Annotated in this window: 18 protein-coding genes and 1 tRNA gene; 7 read left to right on the forward strand and 12 right to left on the reverse strand. The window is 39.5% G+C overall.

Going from position 1 to position 24,784, the window contains the following annotated elements; translation table 11 throughout:
- Positions 1-42: 42 nt before the first annotated feature.
- The gene (locus tag FPK91_RS00500; protein WP_144206679.1) at positions 43-1,977 is read right to left on the reverse strand and encodes a transglycosylase SLT domain-containing protein; all 1,935 of its coding nucleotides are present in this window, start codon (positions 1,975-1,977) and stop codon (positions 43-45) included.
- Between the two features lie 200 nt (positions 1,978-2,177).
- Positions 2,178-3,659 (reverse strand): DNA recombination protein RmuC, encoded by a 1,482-nt coding sequence (gene rmuC, locus FPK91_RS00505; protein WP_144206681.1) that lies wholly within the window; start codon positions 3,657-3,659, stop codon positions 2,178-2,180.
- A 195-nt stretch (positions 3,660-3,854) separates the two neighbouring features.
- On the opposite strand from rmuC, the gene msrP reads away from it, so the two are divergent.
- Both msrP and msrQ read left to right on the forward strand, forming a co-directional pair.
- A complete protein-coding gene (gene msrP / locus FPK91_RS00510) occupies positions 3,855-4,889 on the forward strand; it encodes a protein-methionine-sulfoxide reductase catalytic subunit MsrP (RefSeq protein ID WP_144206683.1) in 1,035 nt (344 codons plus the stop codon).
- The gene (msrQ, locus tag FPK91_RS00515) at positions 4,889-5,542 is read left to right on the forward strand and encodes a protein-methionine-sulfoxide reductase heme-binding subunit MsrQ (RefSeq protein ID WP_144206685.1); all 654 of its coding nucleotides are present in this window, start codon (positions 4,889-4,891) and stop codon (positions 5,540-5,542) included. The genes msrP and msrQ overlap by 1 nt, the downstream gene beginning before the upstream one ends.
- Before the next feature lie 77 nt (positions 5,543-5,619).
- On the opposite strand, the gene FPK91_RS00520 is transcribed toward msrQ, so the two are convergent.
- From FPK91_RS00520 to FPK91_RS00535, 4 genes are all read right to left on the reverse strand, one after another.
- Complete coding sequence (locus FPK91_RS00520) at positions 5,620-5,967, reverse strand: hypothetical protein (RefSeq protein ID WP_144206687.1); 348 nt, start codon at positions 5,965-5,967, stop codon at positions 5,620-5,622.
- Positions 5,968-6,235: 268 nt separating this feature from the next.
- Positions 6,236-6,312, reverse strand: a tRNA-Pro gene (locus tag FPK91_RS00525).
- A gap of 146 nt (positions 6,313-6,458) precedes the next feature.
- Complete coding sequence (locus tag FPK91_RS00530; protein WP_144206689.1) at positions 6,459-8,249, reverse strand: DUF3413 domain-containing protein; 1,791 nt, start codon at positions 8,247-8,249, stop codon at positions 6,459-6,461.
- 87 nt (positions 8,250-8,336) lie between these two features.
- Positions 8,337-8,555 (reverse strand): YejL family protein, encoded by a 219-nt coding sequence (locus FPK91_RS00535; protein WP_144206691.1) that lies wholly within the window; start codon positions 8,553-8,555, stop codon positions 8,337-8,339.
- 265 nt (positions 8,556-8,820) lie between these two features.
- On the opposite strand from FPK91_RS00535, the gene yejK reads away from it, so the two are divergent.
- Entirely contained in the window at positions 8,821-9,849 is a 1,029-nt protein-coding gene (yejK, locus tag FPK91_RS00540; protein WP_144206694.1) for a nucleoid-associated protein YejK, read from the forward strand.
- Positions 9,850-10,052: 203 nt separating this feature from the next.
- Positions 10,053-11,000 carry a magnesium/cobalt transporter CorA gene (corA, locus tag FPK91_RS00545; RefSeq protein ID WP_144206696.1) on the forward strand — a complete coding sequence of 316 codons (948 nt, stop codon included), beginning with the start codon at positions 10,053-10,055 and terminating at the stop codon, positions 10,998-11,000.
- Positions 11,001-11,109: 109 nt separating this feature from the next.
- Here the strand turns inward: corA and FPK91_RS00550 are convergent, their stop codons facing one another.
- Positions 11,110-12,366, reverse strand: a complete 1,257-nt coding sequence (locus tag FPK91_RS00550; RefSeq protein WP_144206698.1) for an HD-GYP domain-containing protein — start codon at positions 12,364-12,366, stop codon at positions 11,110-11,112.
- 125 nt (positions 12,367-12,491) lie between these two features.
- Between FPK91_RS00550 and FPK91_RS00555 the strand changes: the two genes are divergently transcribed.
- Positions 12,492-13,193, forward strand: a complete 702-nt coding sequence (locus FPK91_RS00555; protein WP_144206700.1) for a 2OG-Fe(II) oxygenase — start codon at positions 12,492-12,494, stop codon at positions 13,191-13,193.
- Positions 13,194-13,293: 100 nt separating this feature from the next.
- Here the strand turns inward: FPK91_RS00555 and FPK91_RS00560 are convergent, their stop codons facing one another.
- From FPK91_RS00560 to FPK91_RS00575, 4 genes are all read right to left on the reverse strand, one after another.
- Positions 13,294-14,646: an ATP-binding protein gene (locus FPK91_RS00560; protein ID WP_144206702.1), complete on the reverse strand. Its 1,353-nt coding sequence runs from the start codon at positions 14,644-14,646 to the stop codon at positions 13,294-13,296.
- Positions 14,637-15,311 (reverse strand): response regulator, encoded by a 675-nt coding sequence (locus FPK91_RS00565; protein WP_144206704.1) that lies wholly within the window; start codon positions 15,309-15,311, stop codon positions 14,637-14,639. The genes FPK91_RS00560 and FPK91_RS00565 overlap by 10 nt, the downstream gene beginning before the upstream one ends.
- Positions 15,312-15,390: 79 nt before the next feature.
- The gene (locus FPK91_RS00570; RefSeq protein WP_144206706.1) at positions 15,391-16,080 is read right to left on the reverse strand and encodes a LysE family transporter; all 690 of its coding nucleotides are present in this window, start codon (positions 16,078-16,080) and stop codon (positions 15,391-15,393) included.
- Positions 16,081-16,195: 115 nt separating this feature from the next.
- Positions 16,196-17,452, reverse strand: coding sequence for a dicarboxylate/amino acid:cation symporter (locus FPK91_RS00575; protein WP_264371782.1), 1,257 nt, complete (start codon positions 17,450-17,452; stop codon positions 16,196-16,198).
- Between the two features lie 270 nt (positions 17,453-17,722).
- Here FPK91_RS00575 and FPK91_RS00580 point away from each other — a divergent pair, with 270 nt between their 5' ends.
- Entirely contained in the window at positions 17,723-20,224 is a 2,502-nt protein-coding gene (locus FPK91_RS00580) for an Ig-like domain-containing protein (RefSeq protein ID WP_144206710.1), read from the forward strand.
- Between the two features lie 69 nt (positions 20,225-20,293).
- Here the strand turns inward: FPK91_RS00580 and astB are convergent, their stop codons facing one another.
- Positions 20,294-21,628, reverse strand: a complete 1,335-nt coding sequence (gene astB, locus FPK91_RS00585) for an N-succinylarginine dihydrolase (RefSeq protein WP_144206712.1) — start codon at positions 21,626-21,628, stop codon at positions 20,294-20,296.
- 348 nt (positions 21,629-21,976) lie between these two features.
- Here astB and topA point away from each other — a divergent pair, with 348 nt between their 5' ends.
- Positions 21,977-24,670, forward strand: coding sequence for a type I DNA topoisomerase (gene topA / locus FPK91_RS00590; protein WP_144206714.1), 2,694 nt, complete (start codon positions 21,977-21,979; stop codon positions 24,668-24,670).
- Positions 24,671-24,784: the final 114 nt, after the last annotated feature.

Raw genomic sequence — 24,784 nt, forward strand, 5'->3', positions numbered from 1 at the left:
TCAATAATAAACATCGAAAGTACAAGGGTTAGTCTGTTGTGATCAGTACAAGTATTGTTTTTCAGCATCGGTGAACATGGATGCATCAGCGCCTTTTTGTTGTTGGTAAATCATGCGGTAACTGATGACAGCTTGGACATATTCGCGGGTTTCTTTAAACGGTATGGTTTCAATAAAACTCATGACATCGAGTTTGCCATCCGATTCTTTTAACCAACGTGTTACTCGATGTGGGCCTGCATTATAAGCTGCTGTAGCTAATACGCGGTTTTGATCAAACTGTTTCAGTAATTGGCCGTAATAAGCACTACCGAGTTGGATATTATAATTAACCTTATAAAGGTCATTCTTATTTTTGAAACTTAACTTATTTTTGCGAGCGGTTTCTTTTGCTGTCGCTGGCATGAGCTGCATTAAGCCGCGTGCGCCTACACCAGAGGTGGCATAAGGATAAAAAGCACTTTCACGACGGGCGATAGCGCGAATTTCGTCAATATTGACCTTGTATTGCTTACTGGCTTGCTCAAAATCTTGTTGGGCAGCATCAGGAAAGCGCAGCGCTAAGCTGTTCCATTGTCTTGCTTGGATGCTGGCTTCAACGCTGTAATCAAACCAGCCGTTTTTAAGGGCTAATAAACCGTATTCAGCTTGCATGTCTTTATTGTGCCGACGTAATAGATGAACCCATTCGCTGCGGGCATCACGGGTTTTATCTATGGCTATTAACTCTATGATTCTGGCAAGTCCAGGATCATCATTGAGTTTACTGGCAAGTTCAGGTGATGATTGTAACTTGTCGTCATTTAACGCTAATGGCGCAATGATAGATTGAGCTGCGTGGAAGCCATAGAAGTTTCTTGCCTGACTTAGTTGTGTTGTGACTTTTTCGGCTTTGACTTTATCTGATGTTTTTAGATCTCGGGCAGACCAATATTGCCAACGAGCATCATCGATAACATCATCACTGAGTAAGCCAAGGTAATGTGTGATGGTCTTGGTGTCTTGGTCGCTAATGGCCCAGCGCAAGCGGATTTGAAACAAATCATCTGAATCCAATATCGGCAGGCTAGCATCAATGTGATCAAGTAAGTCGCTCTCTTTTCTGATTAAAGCGCGGCGAACAATATATCGATTTAATTGCTGGCCTTTAATGGCGGTAAATCGATTGGCTTTATCATATTTATTATACAGTTTAACGGCTTGTTTTAAGTCTTTTCTTGCAAGCTTTCTCAGCCCGACATTGACAATGTCAGCCACTATCGGCGCTTTAGAGGAAAACTTTTTGGTGTGGCGCAAACTGTTAGGATCGCGATAAACTGATATTAATAAATCAGCATAGTCAGTGTTTTTGGTTATTTTTCTGGCGAGGTATTGCATGAGTCCATATTGGCTGTCATTAAAACTCAGCAGCATTCTCGACCAAATTAAGGGTTGAGTTCGTTTACCTGCTTTAGTCCATTCATCAAATAAAACATCACACTCTTCGGGACGCGAACGGCCATATAACCACAGTTTTTCAGCGCCGTCATAAGCGGCTTTTTCATTACCTTGTGCAAGTTGTGCTCGATAGTAATAGCATTGCAATGTGACATCATTAGGCGTGGTCGGGGAGATGGCGAGAAAGTTCTGCCACTGTTTGCGTTTTCCGGCATTTTTTAAGTAACGGTAACGTAAGTTGTTATAAAGCGGAGTGGTATTAAAGTGTTCGATGGCTTCATGAGCTTCGCTGCCTGGTAGTGTAAGAATGTTGGCTAGTTGTTCATGGTAATCAAGATAGACGGTTAAAGGATAATCACCCAGTTGCTTACGCAGCTTTTGGTAAGTGGTCATCTGTTTTTTATCTAACGCTTTTCGAGCATCAAGGTATTGTTGCTGCGCAGTGGTATAGCTTGATTCTTTTGCATCTGCCAGTTTAGGGAGAACTGCAATGCTCAGAAACGCCATTACTATAAATGAATTAACTAACATGTTGCGCATAATAATGAGAATCTCCGCCTCAGTACGACATCTTTGCGAACTAACTTTCTTGAATCATATCGATAAATCAAATTTATCGATATAAGTCGAGAGTCTATTATTTCCCTTAAAGTGTTTTCACTGCAAGGGAAATGATAGTGCAATCACATTTTATTGCTCATAGTTTTAATCAATATACTTATAATTTTTTATGAATACCGTTATGACTCTTTTGAATCATCCATGGCTTTATTGATCAATTGTGGGTCGAGGTTTTTGCTGGTCTCAACGCCAAGTTTTTGCATGACATGGGCTTGTCTGATTAAGTTACCTTTACCCTGGGATAGCTTGTTCATGGCTTGTTGGTAGGTTTTATCGGCGGTTTCTAGCGCGCGGCCCAGTTTATCCATGTCATCGACATAACTACACAGTTTGTCGTAGATTTTACCCGCTTGTGCAGCAATAGTTTGGGCATTTTGATTTTGGTATTCATAGCGCCAAATATTATTAATGGTCCGCAGCGCAACCAGTAGATTAGTTGGGCTCACTAGCATAATATTATGATCCAGTGCGAAATTGACTAAGCTGGGATCTGACTCTAACGCGAGTAAAAATGCCGGTTCAATGGGAATAAACATTAATACATAATCAAGACTTTTTAGGCCATGGAGCTTGTGATAGTCCTTATGGCTCAGGCCTTTAATGTGCTGACGAATTGATAAGGCTAATTCTTTAATCGCTTGTTGCTGCACCAGCTCATCTTCACTGTTGAAAAAGCGCTCATAGGCAATAAGAGACATTTTTGCATCAATAACAACGTCTTTTTGTTCAGGTAAGTGGACGATGACATCGGGTTTAAAGCGTTTGCCTTGTTCATCTTTTAAATCTTGTTGGGTATCGTATTCATGTCCTTCACGCAGGCCGCTTTCTTGCAGTACGCGCTCAAGAATGACTTCTCCCCAATTGCCTTGTTGTTTATTATCACCCTTTAATGCTTTGGTTAAGTTAACCGCGTCTTGACTCATTTGAAGGTTAAGGGCTTTAAGGTCATCCAGTTGATGTTTTAAGGCACTGCGCTCGGTCTGCTCTTGGCTGTAGGATTCCCTAACTTGTTGCCTGAAACCTTCTAACTGTTGCTTTAATGGTCCAAGCACGCCGTCCATTTGAGTCACGTTTTGCTTTTTGAAATTTTCAGTTTTTTCTTCAAATATACGGTTTGCCAGATTTTCAAATTGCAGCTTGAGTCTTTCTTCTGCGGTTTCAAGTAAAACTATTTTGTCATTCAGTGCCGTTTTTTCGATATCGGCTTGTGCTTGTATACTTTGTTGCATGGCATTTGATTTAGAAAGCGCGAGCTGGGTTTCCATGAACTTTCGCTGGCCATCATTTAGTTGTTGTTCCAGTGATGGAATACGCTCTGCTTGTGCTTCCATTTTTGCGAACTGAGCAATTAATGTTTCTACTTTATTTTGCACCAAAATCAGTGCATCTTGTTTATCATCGATTTGTTCAGTTAATGCTTGTTGTTTGATGTTGGAGTCATTGGTTAACTGGGCCATTTCTTCGGTGATGCGTTGTTTATGCTGCTCCCAACGAAGACGGGTTAATCGTTGATTAAGTAAAGCGCCTATGAGTAAAGATAGAAAAGCGACGGCGGCTAAAACGATAATTTCTGGGATAGTTAAATTCGGCGGAAAAGGCATACTGCAACCCTGCAAAAAATGATGCTTAAGATTCTCATGCAGGGGAGCACTGTGCAAGATACAAAGGGGCTAATTATTACTTAAGCGCTTAATTATTAAACTCAAAGGATAAAAATAGTAAACTCTTTGAAATTTTAACGCGTATTAGACTGTCTACTATTTTAATAATCTAACAATAATTGAAAGAGGTGACCTATGGTGTCAAAGAAAGGTTTTTTTAAAGGGATTGCGAACCCACCATCATGGGCATTAAAAGATCATCAAGTTACCCCTGAAGGGGTTTTTCGAGACCGCCGCAATATTGTCAAAGCACTTGGGTTGGGGTCTTTAGGGGCAAGCTTGCCAGGGCAAGTTCAAGCAGGTTTATTTGATTTGTTTGGCAGTGACGATAAACCCGCTTTTGCTGTGCAAGGTCTTGATTATTCAAAACCGAGCGCTTTTCAAATCAATGATAAATTAACCCCTGAAGATAAAATTATTCGTCATAACAATTTTTATGAATTTGGCACCAGTAAACAAGATCCTTTTGATAATGCGCAGTCTTTTCAAGTGGACCCTTGGGAACTGAAAATTGAAGGCTTAGTTGATAAACCGTTAACGTTGAATTTGCATGATTTGACCACTAAGTTCGGACTTGAGGAAAGAACGTATCGTTTACGTTGCGTTGAGGCCTGGTCGATGGTGGTGCCTTGGGTTGGTTTTTCACTAGCGGAATTATTGAAGATGGCTGGGGTGTCTAACAAGGCGACCCACGTTGCGTTTGAAACTTTGTTTGACCCTGACCAAATGCCAGGACAGAAAAATCGCTTAATGGGCGGGGGTATTCATTACCCTTATGTTGAAGGCGTAACCATTGCTGAAGCGATGAATGAGTTACCGTTTCTTGCTGTCGGGCTGTATGGTAAAACACTGCCACCACAAAACGGTGCGCCAGTGAGATTGGTATTACCTTGGAAGTATGGTTTCAAAAGCATTAAGTCAGTGGTTAAAATCCGTGTTACTGACAAACAGCCACCAACCAGTTGGAATCAGTTAGCATCCAGTGAATATGGCTTTTATGCCAATGTGAACCCTGAAGTTGACCATCCACGTTGGTCACAAGCATCTGAACGCAGTATTGGCGAAGGCGGTTTATTCTCGGCTAAACGTATACCTACTCAAATGTTTAATGGCTATGGTGATTCAGTGGCTGACTTATACAAAAACCTAGACTTGAGGAAGTATTATTAATGCGATTAACGTCACGTGGATTATTTTGGCTTAAAGGTTTTTTACACCTTTGTTTTATGTCGCCAATAATTTACTTAATCGTGCAAGTATTAACAGATAATGCCGGTGGCGACCCGGTGCAGTACATAATTCACTTTACAGGTATGGGGGCGATTAACTCACTAATAGTCACCCTATTGATTTCGCCTATAGCGAAGAAATTTAAACAAGGTTTACTACTTCAAACAAGACGTTTAGTGGGTTTGTACGTGTTTGCTTATGCTTGTTTGCATATCGCTGCGTTCATCAGCTTAGATTTATTATTTGCTTGGGGATTTTTGTTTGAAGAGATTATCAAACGGCCTTATATTTTAGTGGGCTTTACGGGATTTGTTATCGCTTCATTACTTACTATTACTTCATTTCAAGCTGTTAAGCGTAATATGGGTAAACGTTGGCAGTCATTACATAATTGGGTATATGTTCTGGCCGTATTAGCGCCGATTCATTTCTACTGGTCTGTGAAATCTGAGATTATAGAACCGAGTATTTATATAGGCATTATTATGTTTTTGTTGTGGATCCGAAGAAGGCAAATCAAAATGTGGCTAATTAAAAAAGAAACGCCAACAGAAGTGTCAAAGGTAAGTGCGAAAGCTGATTCACAGAGCTAATGCTACCTAAGAGCTTGGTTATCATTTTCAATAAAAAATACCGACATGATGTCGGTATTTTTATGTCTGTAGATTACTTATCTGAATAGGCAATCTTTACGCTTAGTTTGCTTAAGTAAGCCGTTAATGGAGTAACTGGCAAACAAACTAAAGAGTATGACAGAGCCCATAATGACAGCAAGTAGGTACCAAGGTTGTTCCACTGACATTCTAAAATCAATGTATTGAAATGTGCTGACGCCCCAAACTGAGACGGTAGCAAATACCAGACCGACTTGTATTAAACGACTAATAATATTGATTCTTAAGGTGAGCAACAAGGGTAAAGCCGCACAAGTAATCGCGAGTGAGGTTTGCCCGTATCGTAAAAAATGTGCACTAAGAAGAATGTACGCGAATGTTATTAATGCTATGCGCCACCACATAAATGTATTCTCCAAAATATAACACTATATGTGCGCAATATAGCGTTATGAGAGCTTGATTTCTTGTATCTGAATCACATATTCAAATGGTGAATAGCTAATAGGAGGATACAGTTCAAAGTATGGAAGGAAATAGGCAAAATAACAGTTTTAGACAACAACATAAAAAGACTGTTTTATTCAGAAGAACGATTGAATATTTGATGATATTGCTGTGTTTTGGATAATAAAGTCATCAGAATATTCAAGAGGGGTAGAATTAGAGAATTGGTCGGGATAACAGGATTTGAACCTGTGATCTCTTGTCCCCCAGACAAGCGCCTTACCGGACTAGGCCATATCCCGAGCATTACTCTAATCGTAAATTAGCAATAAGGTTTTTATAGTGCAAGATAAAATAGACATAAAAGGTGCTAAGTGATGATAAAACAGTCATTTACCGTGAGGTTAATTGGACTATTTAGGCATAATTATTTCCTGCCTACCTCCTTTTATTGATTATATAGTCTTCTTCCTTCTCGCATCACTTGAATAAGCTCAGGCGCACTCATTTTTCGCTTGAGACGTTTATCGTAATTGATGTCGTAAATACGATATTTTCCGTGTCTGTCGAGGACGGTGATTTCATTTTCTTGGTAAATAGCGAATGTGCGACTGTTACCAATATAAATCCAACTTTGTTCATTTGGCTCTAACAAACTATAGCCAGAGCTGTAATCAGTTACAGGGTTCGTGCAATGAAGAACTTGCCCCATAATGGTGGGTACTACACCGTAGTTACTGGTGCGATATTTAACCGTATCAGCGGCAGTATTGGGTAAATGCATCACAAACGGCACTTTGACATTACCTGGAGAAAGGTTTTGATTTACTTCAGTAGGATTACTACTAAATACTTGACCATGGGTGCCTGTGATAATAACCACGGTTTGGTCATCAACATCACTCAGTAACTTTGCTAATTGTTGGTCAATGAAGAATAGCGATTGTCGATATTGGTTATATAGCACTTTTTGGGCTGGCTTTATGTCAATATGAGGCTTAATCGTTTCAATACCTAAAAATCCGACCGGGGTGTCGTAGTGCTTGGTTGCTGTAAGGTTAACTAAAGAAAACCAATGTGAATCTTGCTTAGATTGCCATTCAGTAAACTTATTAATTGATTGAATATCCGTTTTCGCACTGCCTTCATCACTTTGGCTGGTATGCACCTCAACACCGTAAAATATGTCTTTATGGGCAAAAGTGTCGGCATTTTCTTGGGGCAGAAATATGGCTTGTTGGTAACCTTGTTGTGCTAAAACTTGAGTCATTACAGGGGGAGTATGAAAGAACTCTTTTCTATCGCTGTAGTTTCCTTGAAGGCCATATAATAAGGTAAACATTCCAGATTCAAATTGGTTTCCACCACTAAAGTGTTCTGTAAACTGTTTATTATTTTGTTGATATTGAGTCATAAAAGGCATTGTCTGAGCATTAACCATGTCAGCCCTTAAACCGTCAATTGAAATAATAAGAACATTTAGCTGCTCTTGCGCCTGACATTGAAGCGGTGCTATGGGGTAACTGAGCTTTCTGGCTTTAGTTTGGTAACTTTTACTTGAAATGGACGCGCCTTCAATTCCATGACTTTCCATGAATGACCGAGCTGTGGCTGGATAAGATAGTGGATAGGTATCATCAAAGCGGGTGATTTGAGTGACATCCGACGCATCTGCCCAAATGTGCACCAAATGACTGGCAATAAAACAAACTCCAATAATGGCGATAGCTTTATTACCCAATTGTTTCTTCTCAATTTTTGTAACCCGTTTCCAGATGAAATTAGCTGCAGTTAACTCAATGAGTATGATGGCTATTGGAGTCGCAATATAAGAGGTGCTACCCAATATCGCATTGAGATCGGTCCACGCCAGATCAAATGCAAATGGGCTTAAATGAATGCCATAATCATCATAAACTAAGGTGTCATATAACAATACACACAGACCTAAGGTCGCGATAAGTGCGCCATAACCTCTGAGTATTTTGGAGTAGGGTAATAATAACGTGGCAGGAAACAGAAAAACGACATAAACGATAAATGCTAGAAAACTGAAATGACTAATGGTGCTAATCGCAAGATAGCTCCAACCAATTAAGCTTTCTGGGTAACCGACACTACTGAGATATCGAGCTCCAACAATCATGGCCAAAAAGCCATTGAAGAAGGCGAACCAGTGGCCCCAATTAACAAGTTGCGACACTTTGTCGCGCGCCATTTGTTTTTTACGCTCAACCATGTGAAGTCGTTTTCCTAATCCTGATTAATCAAAAGTAGCAATAAAATGGATTAATTTTACTGCTTTTAATACTACTGATAGTCGTACTTAATCGACTTTTACAGAGCGTGCTAATGCTTTAGCAAATTGTTCTGCAACAGCTTGACGAGACTCACTTGGTACTTTGTTTTCTAGTAAGTGAGAAACGCAGTTACCCAGAACCATCAAGCTTAAATCTGTTGGCGCTTGATGCTTATTTAGCACAGCTAATAACTCTGAAATTAATGCTTCAACTTGGGTGTTAGTGTATTTAGATTGGATAGCCATATTCGAAAAAGTTCAAAAAGTAATGAATTGGCTAATTATTATATCGGATTTACCTCTACTACGCTGCAAGTTTCTATTGAGCTAAATTAGTAAGAATGTTGTCAGTTATTCATGTTTGATATTAAATCGTGATTAACGATTTAATGAGATTAGTGACAGATAACAATTCCTGATTATTTAAGTATTTTATTTTTAGATTTATGAAATGGGTCTGTTATGATATCTATCGCTATTTCGCTTCCATTACACAGATCAGTTAGGGCTTATGAGCATCAATATCGAACAAGCAATTATTCACGAAATCTCTCAAGATAGTCAGGGTCAATTAAGTTGTCGCTTAAGACCTCAGCCATTATTAAATAGCAGCGCTGTTGAGAGCATGCTCGAAGAGTTACACCAAACCTATACAGGTAAAGCAGGTAAAGGGTTTGGTTTTTTTGGTACTCATGGAGAAGATGGTGAAGCAAATCCAGCTTTTTCAGATGCATTAACTGATTACCGTAGTGGCGAGCTGGGATTTGTTGAATTTAGTAGTGCCGCGAGCAAGTTACTGCAAGAAGAATTAGCAAAATATGATTTTAGCCAAGGCGGATTTTTATTGATGTCTTGCTATACCAATATGACTAGTGATTATTTATTTGTTGCTTTACTTAATGCTAAGCCATCAATGACAGTGCTTGATGACATGGAATTATCTCAAAATAACCATTTAGATCTTACCAATGTTCAGCTTGCTGCTCGCATTGATTTAACTGAATGGCAAGCTGATAAAGCATCACGTAAGTATATCTCTTTTGTCAGAGGCAGAGCGGGGCGTAAAGTTGCTGACTTCTTCCTTGATTTTATGGGTTGTGTTGAAGGCGTGAATACTAAAGCGCAAAATAAAACCTTGATGCATGCCGTTGAAGATTTTGTTGCTAGCAGTGAATTGACCAAAGATGAGCGCCAACAGTGTCGTGATAAAGTTTTTGACTACTGCTCTGAAAGAGCTGACGAAGGCGCGGACATTGAAGTTAAAGATTTAGCTGATGAACTTGCTGATACTGGCATGGATTCATTCTATGATTTTGCTTGTGGTGGTTCATACGAGCTTGATGAAGAGTTTCCTGCTGATAAGGCGAGTCTACGTACCTTGAAGAAGTTTTCGGGTACAGGTGGCGGTGTAACTTTAAGTTTTGACGGTGGCCATTTAGGCGAGCGGGTTATCTATGATCCTATTTCTGATACACTTTTGATCAAAGGCGTTCCCGCTAATTTGAAAGACCAATTAGACCGTCGTCTTAAAGGTGAATAAATCATCTATCTACAATTAAAGCGTCCTTTCGGGCGTTTTTTTTTGCAATTAATATATGTATTTAACCATTTCAATACATAATTCGGCATATTTGGCTATTAATACATTTTAATCATTTCAATTTTTGTTCTATTTAGTACACTAGCCAAAATTTTTAGCCTAATAGCGGTGGACGCAATCAACGCGACCACTTTGGGGGATACATGATTACTGCCTATGTTTATAAAGATCGCAAGTTAACTGTTCACGAACTGAATGTTCAAGACAGTATACCCGAACAAACATTATGGTTAGACATGTTCAAGCCCAATGATGATGAAAGGGAATGGTTAAGCCGATTTTCCGTAGAGGAAGTTCCCGACGAAGAAGACATTAATGAGATTGAAGCTTCAGCACGTTTTTTCCAGAGTAAAGATGGATTACACATCAATTCTTTATTTCCCCAACGTGTAGGAACTGAAGTAAAAGGGATTAACGTTTCATTCAATTTACGTAAAGATTTTTTACTGACAATTCGTGAGGATGATGTTGGCCTGATCCGTTTACTTCGAAACTACCTGCGTTTAGGTAAACTTGATGTGACATCGCCTCAAGGGTTAATGTTGGAATTATTCACATTAAAAGTCGATTATTTATCTGATTTAATTGAAGATGTGTATTCAGTACTTGAAAGCGTGGGCGAAGAGGTTTTTGAAGATCAGGAACTTGATGACGTATTTAAGCTCATCACTAGACAGGAAGACTCTAACGGTAAAATCCGCTTAAGTTTGCTTGATACTCAACGTTCATTGCGCTACATACAGCGCTATTACCGTGAGAATTTGTCTGAAGAGAACATGAAAGACTTACGTGAAATGTTATCTGATATCGAATCATTAATGCCGCACAGTCAGTTTATTTTCGACAAGTTGAATTTTTTACTGGATGCTGCAATGGGCTTTAGTGGTATTCAGCAGACTAAAATTATTAAAATATTCTCAGTTGCCGCCGTGGTATTTTTACCGCCGACAGTTATTGCCAGCAGCTATGGTATGAACTTCGCTAATATGCCTGAGTTAGATTGGCGTTTCGGTTATCCTATGGCAATTGGGATGATGTTAGCAAGTGCCGCAGGGACTTACTTTTTCTTTAAGCGTAAGGGTTGGTTATAACCTATATAGCTTAGTTTGGATTAACTTTAGCGAGTACTTATTTGTTAAAAATCTATTTTGATTAAAGCCATTAACTGTTGCAGTTAATGGCTTTATTTTTGCTTGCAATTTAAGCGTTTCCAATCCCATAACTTATTCTTTCGCGTGGACTAAGATACTTCATTATATTTTCTGGCAACGCCGATACCGGCAAACATCGTACTATGCTAATTTCTTCTTTTTCTAAATCAATGATTGGAGCCTGTTCTTTTGGCACTATTGGGTCGTAGACCATGATTTGTGGGAATAAAATTTTATTGAGATTAACTGACATGACAATTCCAAACTGGCCGCTTGATAATTCAATAATGCTGCCTGGCGGATACACACCAATGGTTTTGATGAGTTTTCCTACGTACTCAGGATTGAGCTTTTCTTGATAGTTTTTATAAATTAACCCAAGGGATGCATAAGGCGTTTTAGACTTAGATAATTTGGTGCCATTACAAAGGTCATCGTATTCATTGACGACAGTAATGAGTTGTGAAAATTTATCTAATTTGTCAGCTTTTAACCCTTTAGGGTAGCCGCTGCCGTCAAGAAACTCGTGATGGTTTGCAATCATCGCTTTTGCTGGTTCAGGAAAGGTGTCGGCTAATTTTAAAAAATTCAGACTCATCAATGGGTGTTGTTTAAGCAAGTTTTTTTCAGGTGTGCTTAAGGGAACTTGTTTATTAAGAATATTACTGGGAATTTTTAGTTTGCCGACATCATGAAATAGCGCCCCAAGGCCGACCAACTCGATCTCTTCGCGTTCCCATTTTAAACCCTTAGCCAGCATCATACACATGACTGAGACATTCATCGAATGGTGATAAATTAAATCTCCAGGTTTGACATCGCTCATTAAATGTAAAACTAAATCATCAGAACTCATTAGCATACTTGTCATGTTAGAGATCATGTCTTTAGCATCATTGACGGAGTTTAAAGGGCGACTGCCGAGTTTTGAAACGGTTGAGCGCATCATGGCTAAGGAACGATCAAATTGTTGTTCTGTTTTCTTTAAGCTTCGACGTAATTTTTTCTGGGATTCAATTTGAGCCTGTTTATAGGCTTCCATTTGATCTTTAAGCTGACTTACATCGCTTTTAATATCTGTTGATGTTATCGATGCTTGATTTGGAGTGTTAAGCAGATCTGTATCACTGCGCTCAGAATCAAAGATGACGTCTTTAATACCTAAACTTTTGATTAATTCAATCTGTGATTGTGATTTAACCTTGAAACTACTGAAGAGAAAAGGGTGATCTTTCCAAGAAACCGGTAAGCGGATAAAGTTACCTACTTGAATGTGATCAACCGATACTTTTGTATTTTTATTCATAAGTTAAACATGGTCTGCCAAGATTGATTTTAATAATTACAGCGATATAAAAGCAGTTTGCTTTACAGATTAAGATAAAGCATGCAGCATAATATCATTACAAAATTAAAAAGTGCTTATTTAATATGGATTTTATTGAAATTATTCCCAATGCTATTAGCGATGATTTATGCGATAGATTGCGTGAGGCGTTTGACAAGCACCCTTCTGTCACAGAAGGGAAAACTGGGCAGGGTGTAGATCACGAAAAAAAGAAAAGTTTAGATTTAACCCTTGATTTACATAATAATCTCACCGGTTTGAAAAATGAGCTTTTACAGAATACGTTAAAATTAACAGCAAATTATTTTAAACAATATCCTATAGCTTTAATGGGGGCTGTATCGGTTACAGTTGCTGATGAAAAAGGTGATCCTGTCACATTAACCCCTGATAATTTTAATAAGCTAGGAGCTCATAGGGCAGAGGTTTTAACAAAGTATTTATATCGAAGCGGTAGTATTAATTTGCAAAAGTATCTGCAGAATGTAGGCGGATACCCCCATTGGCATTCAGAGCACTTTCCCCAGCAAGGTTCTCATGAAGCTTTACATCGAGTTTTGCTTTATATGTTTTATCTGAATGATGTCGAAGAGGGTGGCGAAACCGAGTTTTATTATCAGAACAAGCTGATAAAACCCCAAAAAGGAACCATGGTTATCGCACCAGCTGGATTTACCCATACGCACAAGGGTAATACACCAGTTAGTAATGATAAGTATATTGCCACTTCATGGATTATGTTTAATCGAGCAGAGCAGCTTTATGCTCCGATAACACCAAATTGATTTAACGAGTTTATTGGTTATGGATGGCAGTCATAAAAAATGGTGACAATAAAGTCACCATTCTTATCAGTCTTAATCTGTTTGTATAACAGTTAACAGGTTAATTATTGGGTATTTTAATCGTGAACTTTGCCCCTTCCAGATGGCTTTCGTTGATCGATAAAATACCGTGGTAACTGTTGACTATTTCATTACAAACCGCAAGTCCGATACCTTGTCCTGGCGATTGTGTATCGGCGCGTACTCCTCGCTGAATAATTCTTTCTTTAAGTGCTTCTTCAACACCCGGTCCATCATCTTCAACTATGAGTATTGCGTTACCACTGTGGTCAATTTGGGCTGAAATGCTGACTTGGCTTATACAGAGTCTAAATGCGTTTTCCATTAGATTCCCGCAAATCTCCATTAAGTCGCCTTTATTCATCGGGAAGCTAATGCTTGATTCAATATCACAACTAAATTTCACTGATTTCTCATGGTAAATTTTGAATAACATTTGTGATAGTTGTTCAACCATAGGTAATACTTGAGTTTGTTCATGTATCAAGCCCTGGCGCCCTAACATAGCTCGCTTTAGTTGATACTTAACCAGCTGATCCATTTGACCCACCTGTTGCATAATTTTTTCACTGGCATCGGCTTTACTGAGTTTGTCGTCATCAGTAATGGCATACACAGCCGCAAGGCGTGTTTTTAAGCTATGGGCTAAATCATTCATGGCATTTTGATAGCGAGTTTGCTGCTCGCTTGATTGTATAAGAAGCTGGTTAAGCGCTTGAGTTACACCTTCCAACTCTTGAGGGTATCCATCTGATAAGGCTTGTTTTTTACCATCAGTAATAGCTTGTAATTCTTGCTTAAGTCGTACCATTGGACGCATTCCCCAATAAGCGGCACTTATCAATAGGATAAAGGCTAATCCTAATACGACAGCTAGACGTAAATAAGTTAATCGTTTAAAGCGTTTAAAGTCATTTTCTACTGAGTCGGCATCTTTCAATACCACCATATTGTATTGATTTTGGTTCAGTTCAACAGGTAACTTGAAGGCGAAATAGGATTTATTATCTGCCATATTGATGTAGTAAGGAGGAGTAGTGTCCGCTATCGACTTAAAACGCTCACATATATCAACTAGGTTGTTATCTATGGCTAAAGATGAAGTCCAAACGCCTTGGTAGTTCTCATCACAACTGGCCATGAGATAACGTTTTTGTTTGTTATTTTCTTGCAGCCAATCATTGTTTTGCGGGATTAAATCATTCTCTCTGAGCTCAGCTGCAATTTGTGGCATTTCAGCAATAAGCTGCGAGGTTTCTTTGTTATAACTATTTTGGGCATGCAAAATAGTCACTGACCACGCAAGACCAAACCCAACCAGTGCGATAATGGCTAAAGAGGTAATCAACATCCTCGTGAGCAGGCGTTTCTTGGGTTTGAATATTAAGCGCATGGTAAATTAAATTTATATCCTTGGCCGCGAATCGTTGCGATAGGGTTATCGATACCGCCGTTATTTAATTTCTTACGTATTCTGCTGACCATCACTTCGATAGTATTTGGGTCACCTTCTTTATCACCATAGACAACATCGAGTAATCGCTGCTTAGCCACGACTTCATGACAATGGCGCATTAAATACTCAAGAATTAAATATTCAAAGGCGGTTACTTCCATGTGCTCTTGATTTAATGTCACTTGTTTAGCGGCCAAATCAATTTGAAGCGCACCTGAGCTAATGGTCGGTTTTACAAAGCCTGCACTGCGTCTAACCAATGCGTCAAGTCTTGCAACTAATTCTTCTTTTTGAAACGGTTTAACCAGGTAATCATCTGCGCCAGCATTAAGCCCTTCAACTTTATCTTGCCAATTAACACGGGCGGTTAGAATTAAAATTGGAGCTTTGACATCAGCATTACGAATATCAGAGATGAGTGTCATACCGTCTTTATCGGGTAAACCAAGATCAACAATTGCGATATCAATGGGGTAATTTGTTGCTTGATAAAAGCCTTCTTTTGCCGTTAAGGCCACTTGGACTTGATTGCCAAGCTCAGTCAACTGCACATTTAGATGATGCGACAAAATAGGATCATCTTCGATTACCAAAATTCTCATGTTTACTTCTCTATAACGGTTAATTATTAGATATTATCAGGTAAATCCTTAACGATAGCTGACTTTTATGGCGTTTATTTTAATTTAAAATATGCTCTGAAATTAATGATATAGCAATAGTCATTGCTACGCCGATAAAGATGATGCCAGTTATTGCATTGATAATATTGTTACCTTTGGCCATTTTTCGTTGAACCTTAGGGTTTGTTAAAATGACTGCCAAAAAGCAGAACCACATTAATGACAATACAAACAGCATGGTCGCTGAGGCGATTTTTGTTTCGATTGTCACTTGTGGGGTGACTAATACGGTAAAAATAGTGATAAAGAAAATTAACGCTTTAGGGTTTAGTAAGTTGGTATAAAGGCCTATTTGAAAACCTTTGAGAGGAGGTAATGTAAAAGTGGACAATATTGATGTTGAATTATCAGTGAGGATATCTTCATTATTACTAGCTTGATTTGGGTTACTTTTAAATGCAGTTATCGCTGCCGTTAATGCCCCATAGCCCATCCATGCCAAATAGCTTAATCCAATAACTTGTACAAGAATATATGCAACTTCCGATTGTTGGATCATGATGCTTATCCCCAACAGAGATAAAAGACAGTGAACTAATATAGCTGCACTTATACCTACTGCACACATGATTGCCGTTGTACGGCTTTGTTGTGTCGCCGTTTTTACAATAATGGCAAAATCGGGACCTGGACTGACTAAAGCAAGAGCGTGAATAACCGCAAGGGTTGAAAGGAGGGCAAAATCCATTTTTATCTCATCAGTAAATCAATAGATTGAGTAGGTTATAACAGAAATAAAAAAGGCGCCATAAAATGGCGCCTTAAAGTCTATTTCTAAGAGTTTATTTCTAAAAGCGAGTTATCTATGCTTTCTTAACTTGTTCTTCAAAAGTTGCGCTCACCTTACCAGCTTGTGAGTCATTGAATACTTCTTCATTGAACTCGCCTTCAGATTTAGCAATAACAATCGTTGCAACAGAATCACCTGTTACGTTAACAGCGGTTCGTAGCATATCTAATAAACGGTCAACGCCGATAATAAGCGCGATGCCTTCAACAGGTAAACCAACTTGGTTGAGTACCATGGCAAGCATGATAAGACCAACACCAGGAACTCCAGCCGTACCAATCGATGCAAGAGTTGCTGTAACGACGACAGTTACATAGTCCATCAAGCTTAATTCGATACCGAATACTTGTGCGATAAACACGGTTGCAACACCTTGCATAATGGCGGTGCCATCCATGTTGATAGTCGCACCTAGTGGCAATGTGAATGAAGCTACTTTATTGTCAGCACCTAAACGGTGTTCACAGGTTTCAATGGTGACAGGTAATGTTGCATTAGAACTTGCGGTACTGAATGCAAATAATTGCACATCACGCATCTTACGCAAAAACATTAGTGGGCTTAAGCCTGAGAATGCTTTTAATAGTGTTGGGTATACAACCAATGCTTGGACAAGTAAAACAAAGATAACCAAGAAGAAATATTGAACAACACTGCCCAGCGTTTCTAACCCAAGGGTTAAACTGAGTTTGGCCATTAGGGCAAATACGCCGTACGGCGCTAACTGCATAATCAATGTTACAACGCGCATGATGACTTCATTTAAATCATTAAATAAAGCAGAAACTCGTGCACCGCGTTCACCAATGTGTGAAATAGCGAAACCAAAGATAACCGCAAAAATAATGATTTGCAGCATGTTGCCTTGGCTCATAGCTTCAATAGGGTTTGTTGGAACAATGTTAATGACAACTTCAGCAAGACTGGGAGCATCCTTTGCACTGAACTCCATTGCTGATGTTGCAAGAGATGCATTACCAGGATGTACTAAAATGGCTAATGAGATAGCAACGGTTAATGCAATTGCTGTTGTGAACATATAAAACGCAATTGTTTTACCACCAAGTCTCCCTAATTTGGATGGGTCGCTTAATGAACAGGTACCACAAACCAGTGATACAAACACCAACGGCACAACTAACATTTTTAAACTTGAAATAAAGATGGTACCTACAACATGAAGTATACCTTCGGTAATGTAATCTTCTACGAATAGACTATCGGGGAAACCATTTCTCAGTATTAAACCGAGAATAATACCCGCTGCCATGCCTATCAGTATTTTGCTTGTTAGACCAAGCTTACTTTTATTAATCAAAACTACATCCTTCCCATTATTTTTATAAGTATATTTTTTACGTTTTAAAGCCTAGCAGGAAAATAAATCTTATGAAATGGCATAAAAGTTAAAGTTTATGAGGAAAAATGCCGAATAAAACAGTACAGTAACAAAAAAGTTACCAAATTTTTGTGTAACATAACGTTATAAGTAACTATTATAAATCTTAAGTACGATTTTAATGTAACAGGGAGACTGACAATGAGGTCAGCACAAAGACTATTTTTAGCGCTTTTAAGTTCAATATTTCTTTTTGCTTGTAGTGGAGGAGGAAGCATTACTGATGATGGCGATGGAGGGACACCGACTCCTGAAACTATTTTAGTTGGTTTAAGTATTTCAACACAAGATGTAGATGCGACCAATGGCGCAGTATTAACTGCAACAGTTACTAATTCGTCTACAGGGGCAGTTGATGGTACTTTAGTTTCCTTCGAACTTAATAATTCTGATTTAGGTTCTTTTGACAATGCTACAGCATCGGCAGTCACTAATGCTGATGGTATTGCAACAATCAATCTGTATTCAGCTGAAATCGCTGGTTCAGGTTCAGTGGTTGCGTCTATCGCTACCGGCGAAAGTGCAAGCGTTGCATTCTCAATGGTTGGAGATGGTGGTGAAGCAGGTGGCGGGGCACAAGTTAGTGTTCAATTATTCAATGCTGCTGGTGAATCAGTGGATACGATTAGTACATTGTCTCCTGGCGTATTAGTTGCGACAGTAACTGGTATCAATAAAGCAACTATCGTTTCTTTTTCATCTGAAATCGGAGATTTGCCGATTACATCAGCTGTAACCAATAATGAAGGTAAAGCATCGGTTGATATTTATGCCGGTAGTTCACTTGGGGCGGGCATTGTAACAGCAAGTCTCTCGTCTGGTGAAAAAGGTGAGACGATTGTTGTAGTAGGTGCAACTAATGTCGAAATGGGCAGCGGCTCCCCTTTTGAAAAAGGCGTAGCAGAAGTCAGTACTGATAGTTTGTCTGCAGGTGGCACGGCAACTATTACAGTACTTATTCAAGATGAAAGTGGTAATCCGTTCACTCAGCCTATCGATGTTAATTTCTCATCGACTTGTGCGACTAAATCGCCAGCGCAAGCTGAGCTAAGTTCGCCTGTCTCATCGTCAAATGGTATTGCAATTTCTACCTATCTTGCTCAAGGTTGTGTAGGTGAAGATCAAATTAATGTAACAGCCAATGCGGGTGGCATTAGTTTATCTGCAGTAGCAACTCTGGATATTTTACAAGCTGATATTGGTAGTATTGTGTTTGTATCTGCACAGCCTGAAAACATTGGAATTCTAGGTACAGGTGGTATTGAATCATCAATTGTTAAATTTCGTGTCTTAGACAAAAATAGTAATGTGGTAGCGAATCAAGCTGTAGATTTTTCATTAAATACAGTCGTGGGTGGTATTTCAATTGACCCTGTTACGGCAACAACAAACAATGAAGGTATTGTTCAAACTGTTGTCACTACAGGTACGGTAGCAACATCAGTACGTGTAACTGGTACTATCCAAGGATCATCACCTGTTATATCAAGTCAGTCAAGCCAGCTAGTTATCTCAACGGGTATTCCTGATCAAGATAGCTTTTCATTGTCTTCAACAGTTCTAAATGCTGAAGGCTGGAATAAAGATGGAACAGAGGTTCAAGTGACTGCGCGTATGGCAGATGCATTTAATAACCCTGTGCCTGATGGAACAACTGTTTCGTTTACCACTGAAGGTGGTTCAATCGAAGATGCTTGTCAAACTATCAATGGTGCTTGTTCGGTGACGTGGACTTCTCAGATGCCACGTCCGGAAGGTAAGAGTTTTTATGACGCTTTAGGTAATCAAATATTAAGCCCTGTTCAAAATCAAAAATGTTATAAGTTAGCGGATAAATCAGAAGATCCAACTTGTGAAGAAGACAACATTGTTTACGGTAACTATTATGGACAACCATACGGTGGCCGCGCAACTATCACTGCTACAGCCATTGGAGAAGAATCATTTCCAGATTTAAATGGTAATGGTCGTTTTGACGCTGATGAAATGAATGAGTTTTTAACTGGAACTGATGTGACAGGTGAGAAGTTTGATTTAGACGATGCGTTCAATGATTACAATGAAGATACTGTTTTTAACCCACAAGCTGATGATGCACTAAAAGGTCTTGATGGCGGTTCGCTTGAAGAACTAATCGACTTTAATGTTAATACTGTTTTTGATAAAGCTGACGGCTTGTATAATGGTGTGCTTTGTTCCGACCCTGTACATGACGGTTGTGCTGATGGAGTTAATGATTCTAAGTCATTATTTGTTAGACGTAGCCTCGTTCTTGTTATGTCTGGAAGTACCGCTGTTAAGACGTTACCTTCTGAAATTTTAATCGTTGATGATGGCGTACATAACGGAACAAGCCCGATAGTGATTACAGGTAAAGGAGCTGCAACGGTTTACTTTACTCTTTCTGATTTACATAATCAGCAATTACCAGCTGGTACTAAAGTTACCTTTTCAGCTTCTGCAGGATCTGTAACGAGTACTTCAACTATTACTTGGCCAAGCTCTAACCATAACGGCGGTAGAAATTTTGCAGTATCGCTAAAAGGTGAAGATGAACCCAATTCTGGAGTGTTCTCTGTAACAACAGAAACTCCTGGAGAAGTCTTAACTGAAGTATTAGCGATAGGAATCAATATTCTTTAGTTAGCTATTCTCTATAAAAATGCCGCTCGTTGAGCGGCATTTTTGTTTATAGATTTAGCTGAAATTCACTTACTTCTGAAATTGGTAAACACTGCCAAGTTTCAATATTTGAGTCAGTTCATCTAATGCATTACGTGATTCAATAATTAATTGAGGGTCTGCTAAGTCGGCAACGACTAAACTGTCACGGTAATGCTTATCTACCCAAAGGTTCAAGCGATTAAATAAAGCATCATTCATTAATGTATTTTGATTTACCGCTGAAATTTCTAACTCACTCATTGCAACGCGTAAACGTAAACAAGCAGGGCCTCCGCCATTTTGCATGCTTTGTTTTACATCAAAGTATTTCACTTGCTTAATTGGGGTACCTAAAGTCACAAGTTCATTTAAATAAGCATGTACGGCAGGATTTTCTTGACAGTTAGTTGGCGCGATAATTGCCATTTCACCGTTAGGTAAAGTGACGATTTGCGTGTTAAATAAATAGCTTTTAACCGCATCATTAATGGACACTTGTGAAGTCGCCACTTTAATAAAGTGAACATCCGTATTCATTTTTCGGCTAATTTCTTCAAACTTCTCAGCAGTATTTAAAAATGCTTGTTCGTGATAGAACAATACATTTTGGTTACCCACCGAAATGACATCATTATGAAAAACACCTTGATCAATAACGTCAGGGTTTTGCTGCATGAAAACACAGCTTTCTTCATCTAGTTGATGTAAACGCGCAACGGCTTTTGAGGCTTCTAACGTTTGCCTAGCAGGAAATTTTTTAGGTCTTACTGTATTTGGATTTGTCGCTTCTTGACCATAGGCAAAAAGCTCAACACCAGCATGGCCATAATCATTACACAAACGGGTATGGTTAGCTGCGCCTTCATCACCAAAACTTGCATGTTCCGGTAAATGTTGATGATGTTTAAAGAATCGTTCGTCTTTAAATGTGGCTTTTAAAATGTTACCTGTAGTAATAGGCTCTATACTACGATGTAATTTATCAACTAAATTGGCTGGGGTGAAGTGAACTTTACCGTCGCGGCTGTCTGCACTTGGTGAAACGGTTGCTGCATTGGCTGTCCACATAGATGATGCACTGCAACAAGCATTGAGTAATGCAGGAGCGTGTTTAGCTGCCTGGTTTAAGACTTCAGCATCTGAACCTGTAAAACCTATACGTCGCAGTGAATAAAGGTCTGGGCGCTCTTGAGGTGCTAATACACCTTGAATCATACCAAGATCGGCTAGCGCTTTGGCTTTTTGAAGACCTTGTTTCGCAGCAGCCTTTGGATTTGATGCTTGCGCCGCATTGCTATATGAGGCGACATTACCGAAAGATAAACCTGCATAATTGTGCGTCGGTCCCACAAGACCATCGAAGTTTGCTTCGAAGTGCTTCATCTATTTTCCTTAATAAAGTATTTATTATTGTTATGAATTTGCGTTTATTGCTGTTAGGTTGTGCGAGATTATTGCCAGTATACTTATGATAGAAGGGTTAACAAGCAGTGACGATTGTCGCAAATATTGAAAAAGTGACTAAACATGCACAAGTTTTACTTGCTAGACCCCAAATAATGAAATATTACTTTTTATAAACGAATATTATTTTTTCTCCTTTTTTTATAATTGATTAAAAAATGGCTCGCTGGACACATATTAGAGGTATTTACTTGAAACATTCGTCTCAACACTCTATATATGGAACCAATTTATATCTGTTAGAGACTTTTTGGCGCAAATAAAACTATGGGTAAATCGCTAGTTATTGTCGAATCGCCGGCCAAAGCCAAGACTATTAATAAGTACCTTGGTAAAGAATTCATCGTTAAATCGAGTGTAGGTCATATCCGTGATTTGCCTACATCATCTTCTCCTGACAGCAAGGTTGCGACTAAAACGCCTGCTGAAGTTAGGAAAATGGAGCCTGAAGAGAAAGCCAAGTACAAACTACAGCGCGATAAACGTGCGCTAGTGGCTCGTATGGGGATAAACCCTGAAAAAGGCTGGGCTGCCAAATATCAAATTCTTCCAGGCAAAGAAAAAGTAGTTAAAGAACTACAAGCTTTAGCTGAAAATGCTGACCACATCTATCTCGCAACCGATTTGGATAGAGAGGGTGAGGCCATTGCTTGGCATTTGCAGGAAATTATTGGTGGTGACGAATCTCGCTATCAACGCGTTGTTTTCAATGAAATCACCAAAACAGCCATCCAAGATGCCTTTAGCAAACCATCAGTACTTGATACCAATATGGTAAATGCACAACAAGCACGTCGTTTCCTCGACCGTGTTGTTGGCTTTATGGTTTCACCATTGTTATGGAAGAAAGTGGCCCGTGGTTTATCCGCAGGTCGCGTTCAATCTGTGGCAGTAAGGCTTGTGGTCGAACGTGAAGGTGAGATTAAGGCATTTGTTCCTGAAGAGTTTTGGGATGTACATGCCGACTTAGCAACACCTAAAGCGCAAAAAATTAAGATGCAAGTGGCAAAGTTTCAATCGGCAGCGTTTAGTCCGATTAATGAAGCCCAAGCACAAGTTGCGTTAGATGCGTTAAAAGGTGAGAAGTTTGTCGTCACCGGTCGTGATGATAAAGCAACATCAAGCAAGCCATCTGCGCCGTATATCACTTCTACACTGCAACAAGCTGCGAGTACGCGCCTTGGTTTTGGGGTGAAGAAAACCATGATGATGGCACAGCGCCTTTATGAAGCTGGTCATATTACCTATATGCGTACCGACTCGACTAATTTAAGTCAAGAAGCGGTAGAAGGCGTAAGGGAAATGATTGCTGCAGAATACGGTGATGCGTATTTACCTGAGAATCCTATTCGATATGGTAGCAAAGAAGGTGCTCAAGAGGCGCATGAGGCTATCAGACCGTCTAATGTGAAAATTCAGTCAGCTACGATGTCTGATATGGAAAGAGACGCTCAGCGTCTTTATGAGTTGATTTGGCGCCAATTTGTTTCTTGCCAAATGAACCCAGCTAAATACGATGCAACTCGCCTGACTGTTACAGCGGGTGAATATGATTTAAAAGCCAGTGGTCGTACGCTGCGTTTTGACGGTTGGACTAAAGTTCAGCCGCCAATGGGTAAAAAGAATGAAGAAGATAATACCTTACCGGTTGTGAACAAAGGTGATGTATTAGATCTGAATGAATTACTGCCTAAACAACATTTTACCAAGCCGCCTGCGCGCTTTAGTGAAGCATCATTGGTTAAAGAGCTTGAAAAACGCGGTATTGGTCGTCCGTCGACTTATGCAACGATTATTTCAACTATTCAAGACCGCGGTTACGTTAAAGTTGAAAACCGTCGATTCTTTGCTGAAAAAATGGGCGAGATTGTCAGTGACCGTTTAGTTGAAAGTTTCAGTGACATTATGAACTTTGACTTTACTGCTGGCATGGAACAGACACTCGATGATGTCGCTCAAGGTAAACTTGAGTGGAAAAAAGTGCTTGATGGTTTCTACGGTGATTTAACCAAGCAACTTAAACATGCTGAGTTAGATCCTGAAGAAGGCGGCATGCGTCTTAATGACATGGTGCTTGCTGAAGACATTAAGTGCCCAACCTGTGGACGCCCTATGGGTATTCGTACTGGTACAACAGGTGTGTTCTTGGGTTGTTCTGGTTATGCATTGCCGCCAAAAGAGCGCTGCAAAACTACGATGAACCTAACGCCAGGTGAAGAAGCTGTCAGCGATAATGAAGATGCTGAAACAGATGCACTGCGTGCTAAGCATCGCTGCGGTATTTGTGGCACTGCCATGGACAGTTACCTCATCGATGAAGAACGTAAACTTCATGTTTGTGGTAATAACCCAACGTGTGTTGGTTACGAAATTGAAGCGGGTCAGTTCAAGATCAAAGGCTATGAAGGTCCAATCATTGAGTGCGATAAGTGCGGCAATGACATGGAACTTAAAAATGGTCGTTTCGGTAAATATTTTGGTTGTACTAATACCGAATGTAAAAATACGCGTAAATTATTGAGATCTGGTGAAGCTGCGCCGCCTAAAGAAGATCCTATCTTCTTACCTGATTTAAAATGTACTAAGTCTGATGCACACTTCGTGTTGCGTGACGGCGCTGCGGGTATTTTCCTGGCTGCAAGTACGTTCCCTAAATCTCGAGAGACGCGTGCTCCGCTTGTTGAAGAGTTAGTTCACTACCGTGAGCAATTATGGCCTAAGTATATGTTCCTAGCCGATGCGCCAGTAACAGATGATGATGGTAATAAAGCGTCAGTTAAATTTAGCCGTAAAACCAAAGAGCAATATGTTGCTACTGAAGTTGATGGTAAAGCCACTGGTTGGTCATCTAAGTTTATTGGCGGTAAGTGGGTAAGCGAGTCGACTAAGAAGAAACCAGCTAAGAAAGCAGCGGCTAAAAAGCCTGCTGCGAAGAAGGCAGTGAAGAAGAAAGAGGATTAATATTCTTTACTATCAAGTTGGCTATTGAACAGAAAATGGGACCTTAGGGTCCCATTTTTATGGCTTATTTTTTCAATATGAAATGGTTTCTAAAATGAAACTAAAAATAGCGTT

This window comes from Shewanella donghaensis, assembly GCF_007567505.1.
GTDB classification, from domain to species: Bacteria; Pseudomonadota; Gammaproteobacteria; order Enterobacterales; family Shewanellaceae; genus Shewanella; species Shewanella donghaensis.

What these genes read in the sequence shown, in the direction of transcription:
- FPK91_RS00500 (WP_144206679.1), bottom strand. Translation starts at nt 1,977, where the DNA reads ATGCGCAACATGTTAGTTAATTCATTTATAGTAATGGCGTTTCTGAGC.
- rmuC (WP_144206681.1), bottom strand. Translation starts at nt 3,659, where the DNA reads ATGCCTTTTCCGCCGAATTTAACTATCCCAGAAATTATCGTTTTAGCC.
- msrP (WP_144206683.1), top strand. Translation starts at nt 3,855, where the DNA reads ATGGTGTCAAAGAAAGGTTTTTTTAAAGGGATTGCGAACCCACCATCA.
- msrQ (WP_144206685.1), top strand. Translation starts at nt 4,889, where the DNA reads ATGCGATTAACGTCACGTGGATTATTTTGGCTTAAAGGTTTTTTACAC.
- FPK91_RS00520 (WP_144206687.1), bottom strand. Translation starts at nt 5,967, where the DNA reads ATGTGGTGGCGCATAGCATTAATAACATTCGCGTACATTCTTCTTAGT.
- FPK91_RS00530 (WP_144206689.1), bottom strand. Translation starts at nt 8,249, where the DNA reads ATGGTTGAGCGTAAAAAACAAATGGCGCGCGACAAAGTGTCGCAACTT.
- FPK91_RS00535 (WP_144206691.1), bottom strand. Translation starts at nt 8,555, where the DNA reads ATGGCTATCCAATCTAAATACACTAACACCCAAGTTGAAGCATTAATT.
- yejK (WP_144206694.1), top strand. Translation starts at nt 8,821, where the DNA reads ATGAGCATCAATATCGAACAAGCAATTATTCACGAAATCTCTCAAGAT.
- corA (WP_144206696.1), top strand. Translation starts at nt 10,053, where the DNA reads ATGATTACTGCCTATGTTTATAAAGATCGCAAGTTAACTGTTCACGAA.
- FPK91_RS00550 (WP_144206698.1), bottom strand. Translation starts at nt 12,366, where the DNA reads ATGAATAAAAATACAAAAGTATCGGTTGATCACATTCAAGTAGGTAAC.
- FPK91_RS00555 (WP_144206700.1), top strand. Translation starts at nt 12,492, where the DNA reads ATGGATTTTATTGAAATTATTCCCAATGCTATTAGCGATGATTTATGC.
- FPK91_RS00560 (WP_144206702.1), bottom strand. Translation starts at nt 14,646, where the DNA reads ATGCGCTTAATATTCAAACCCAAGAAACGCCTGCTCACGAGGATGTTG.
- FPK91_RS00565 (WP_144206704.1), bottom strand. Translation starts at nt 15,311, where the DNA reads ATGAGAATTTTGGTAATCGAAGATGATCCTATTTTGTCGCATCATCTA.
- FPK91_RS00570 (WP_144206706.1), bottom strand. Translation starts at nt 16,080, where the DNA reads ATGGATTTTGCCCTCCTTTCAACCCTTGCGGTTATTCACGCTCTTGCT.
- FPK91_RS00575 (WP_264371782.1), bottom strand. Translation starts at nt 17,452, where the DNA reads ATGGCAGCGGGTATTATTCTCGGTTTAATACTGAGAAATGGTTTCCCC.
- FPK91_RS00580 (WP_144206710.1), top strand. Translation starts at nt 17,723, where the DNA reads ATGAGGTCAGCACAAAGACTATTTTTAGCGCTTTTAAGTTCAATATTT.
- astB (WP_144206712.1), bottom strand. Translation starts at nt 21,628, where the DNA reads ATGAAGCACTTCGAAGCAAACTTCGATGGTCTTGTGGGACCGACGCAC.
- topA (WP_144206714.1), top strand. Translation starts at nt 21,977, where the DNA reads ATGGGTAAATCGCTAGTTATTGTCGAATCGCCGGCCAAAGCCAAGACT.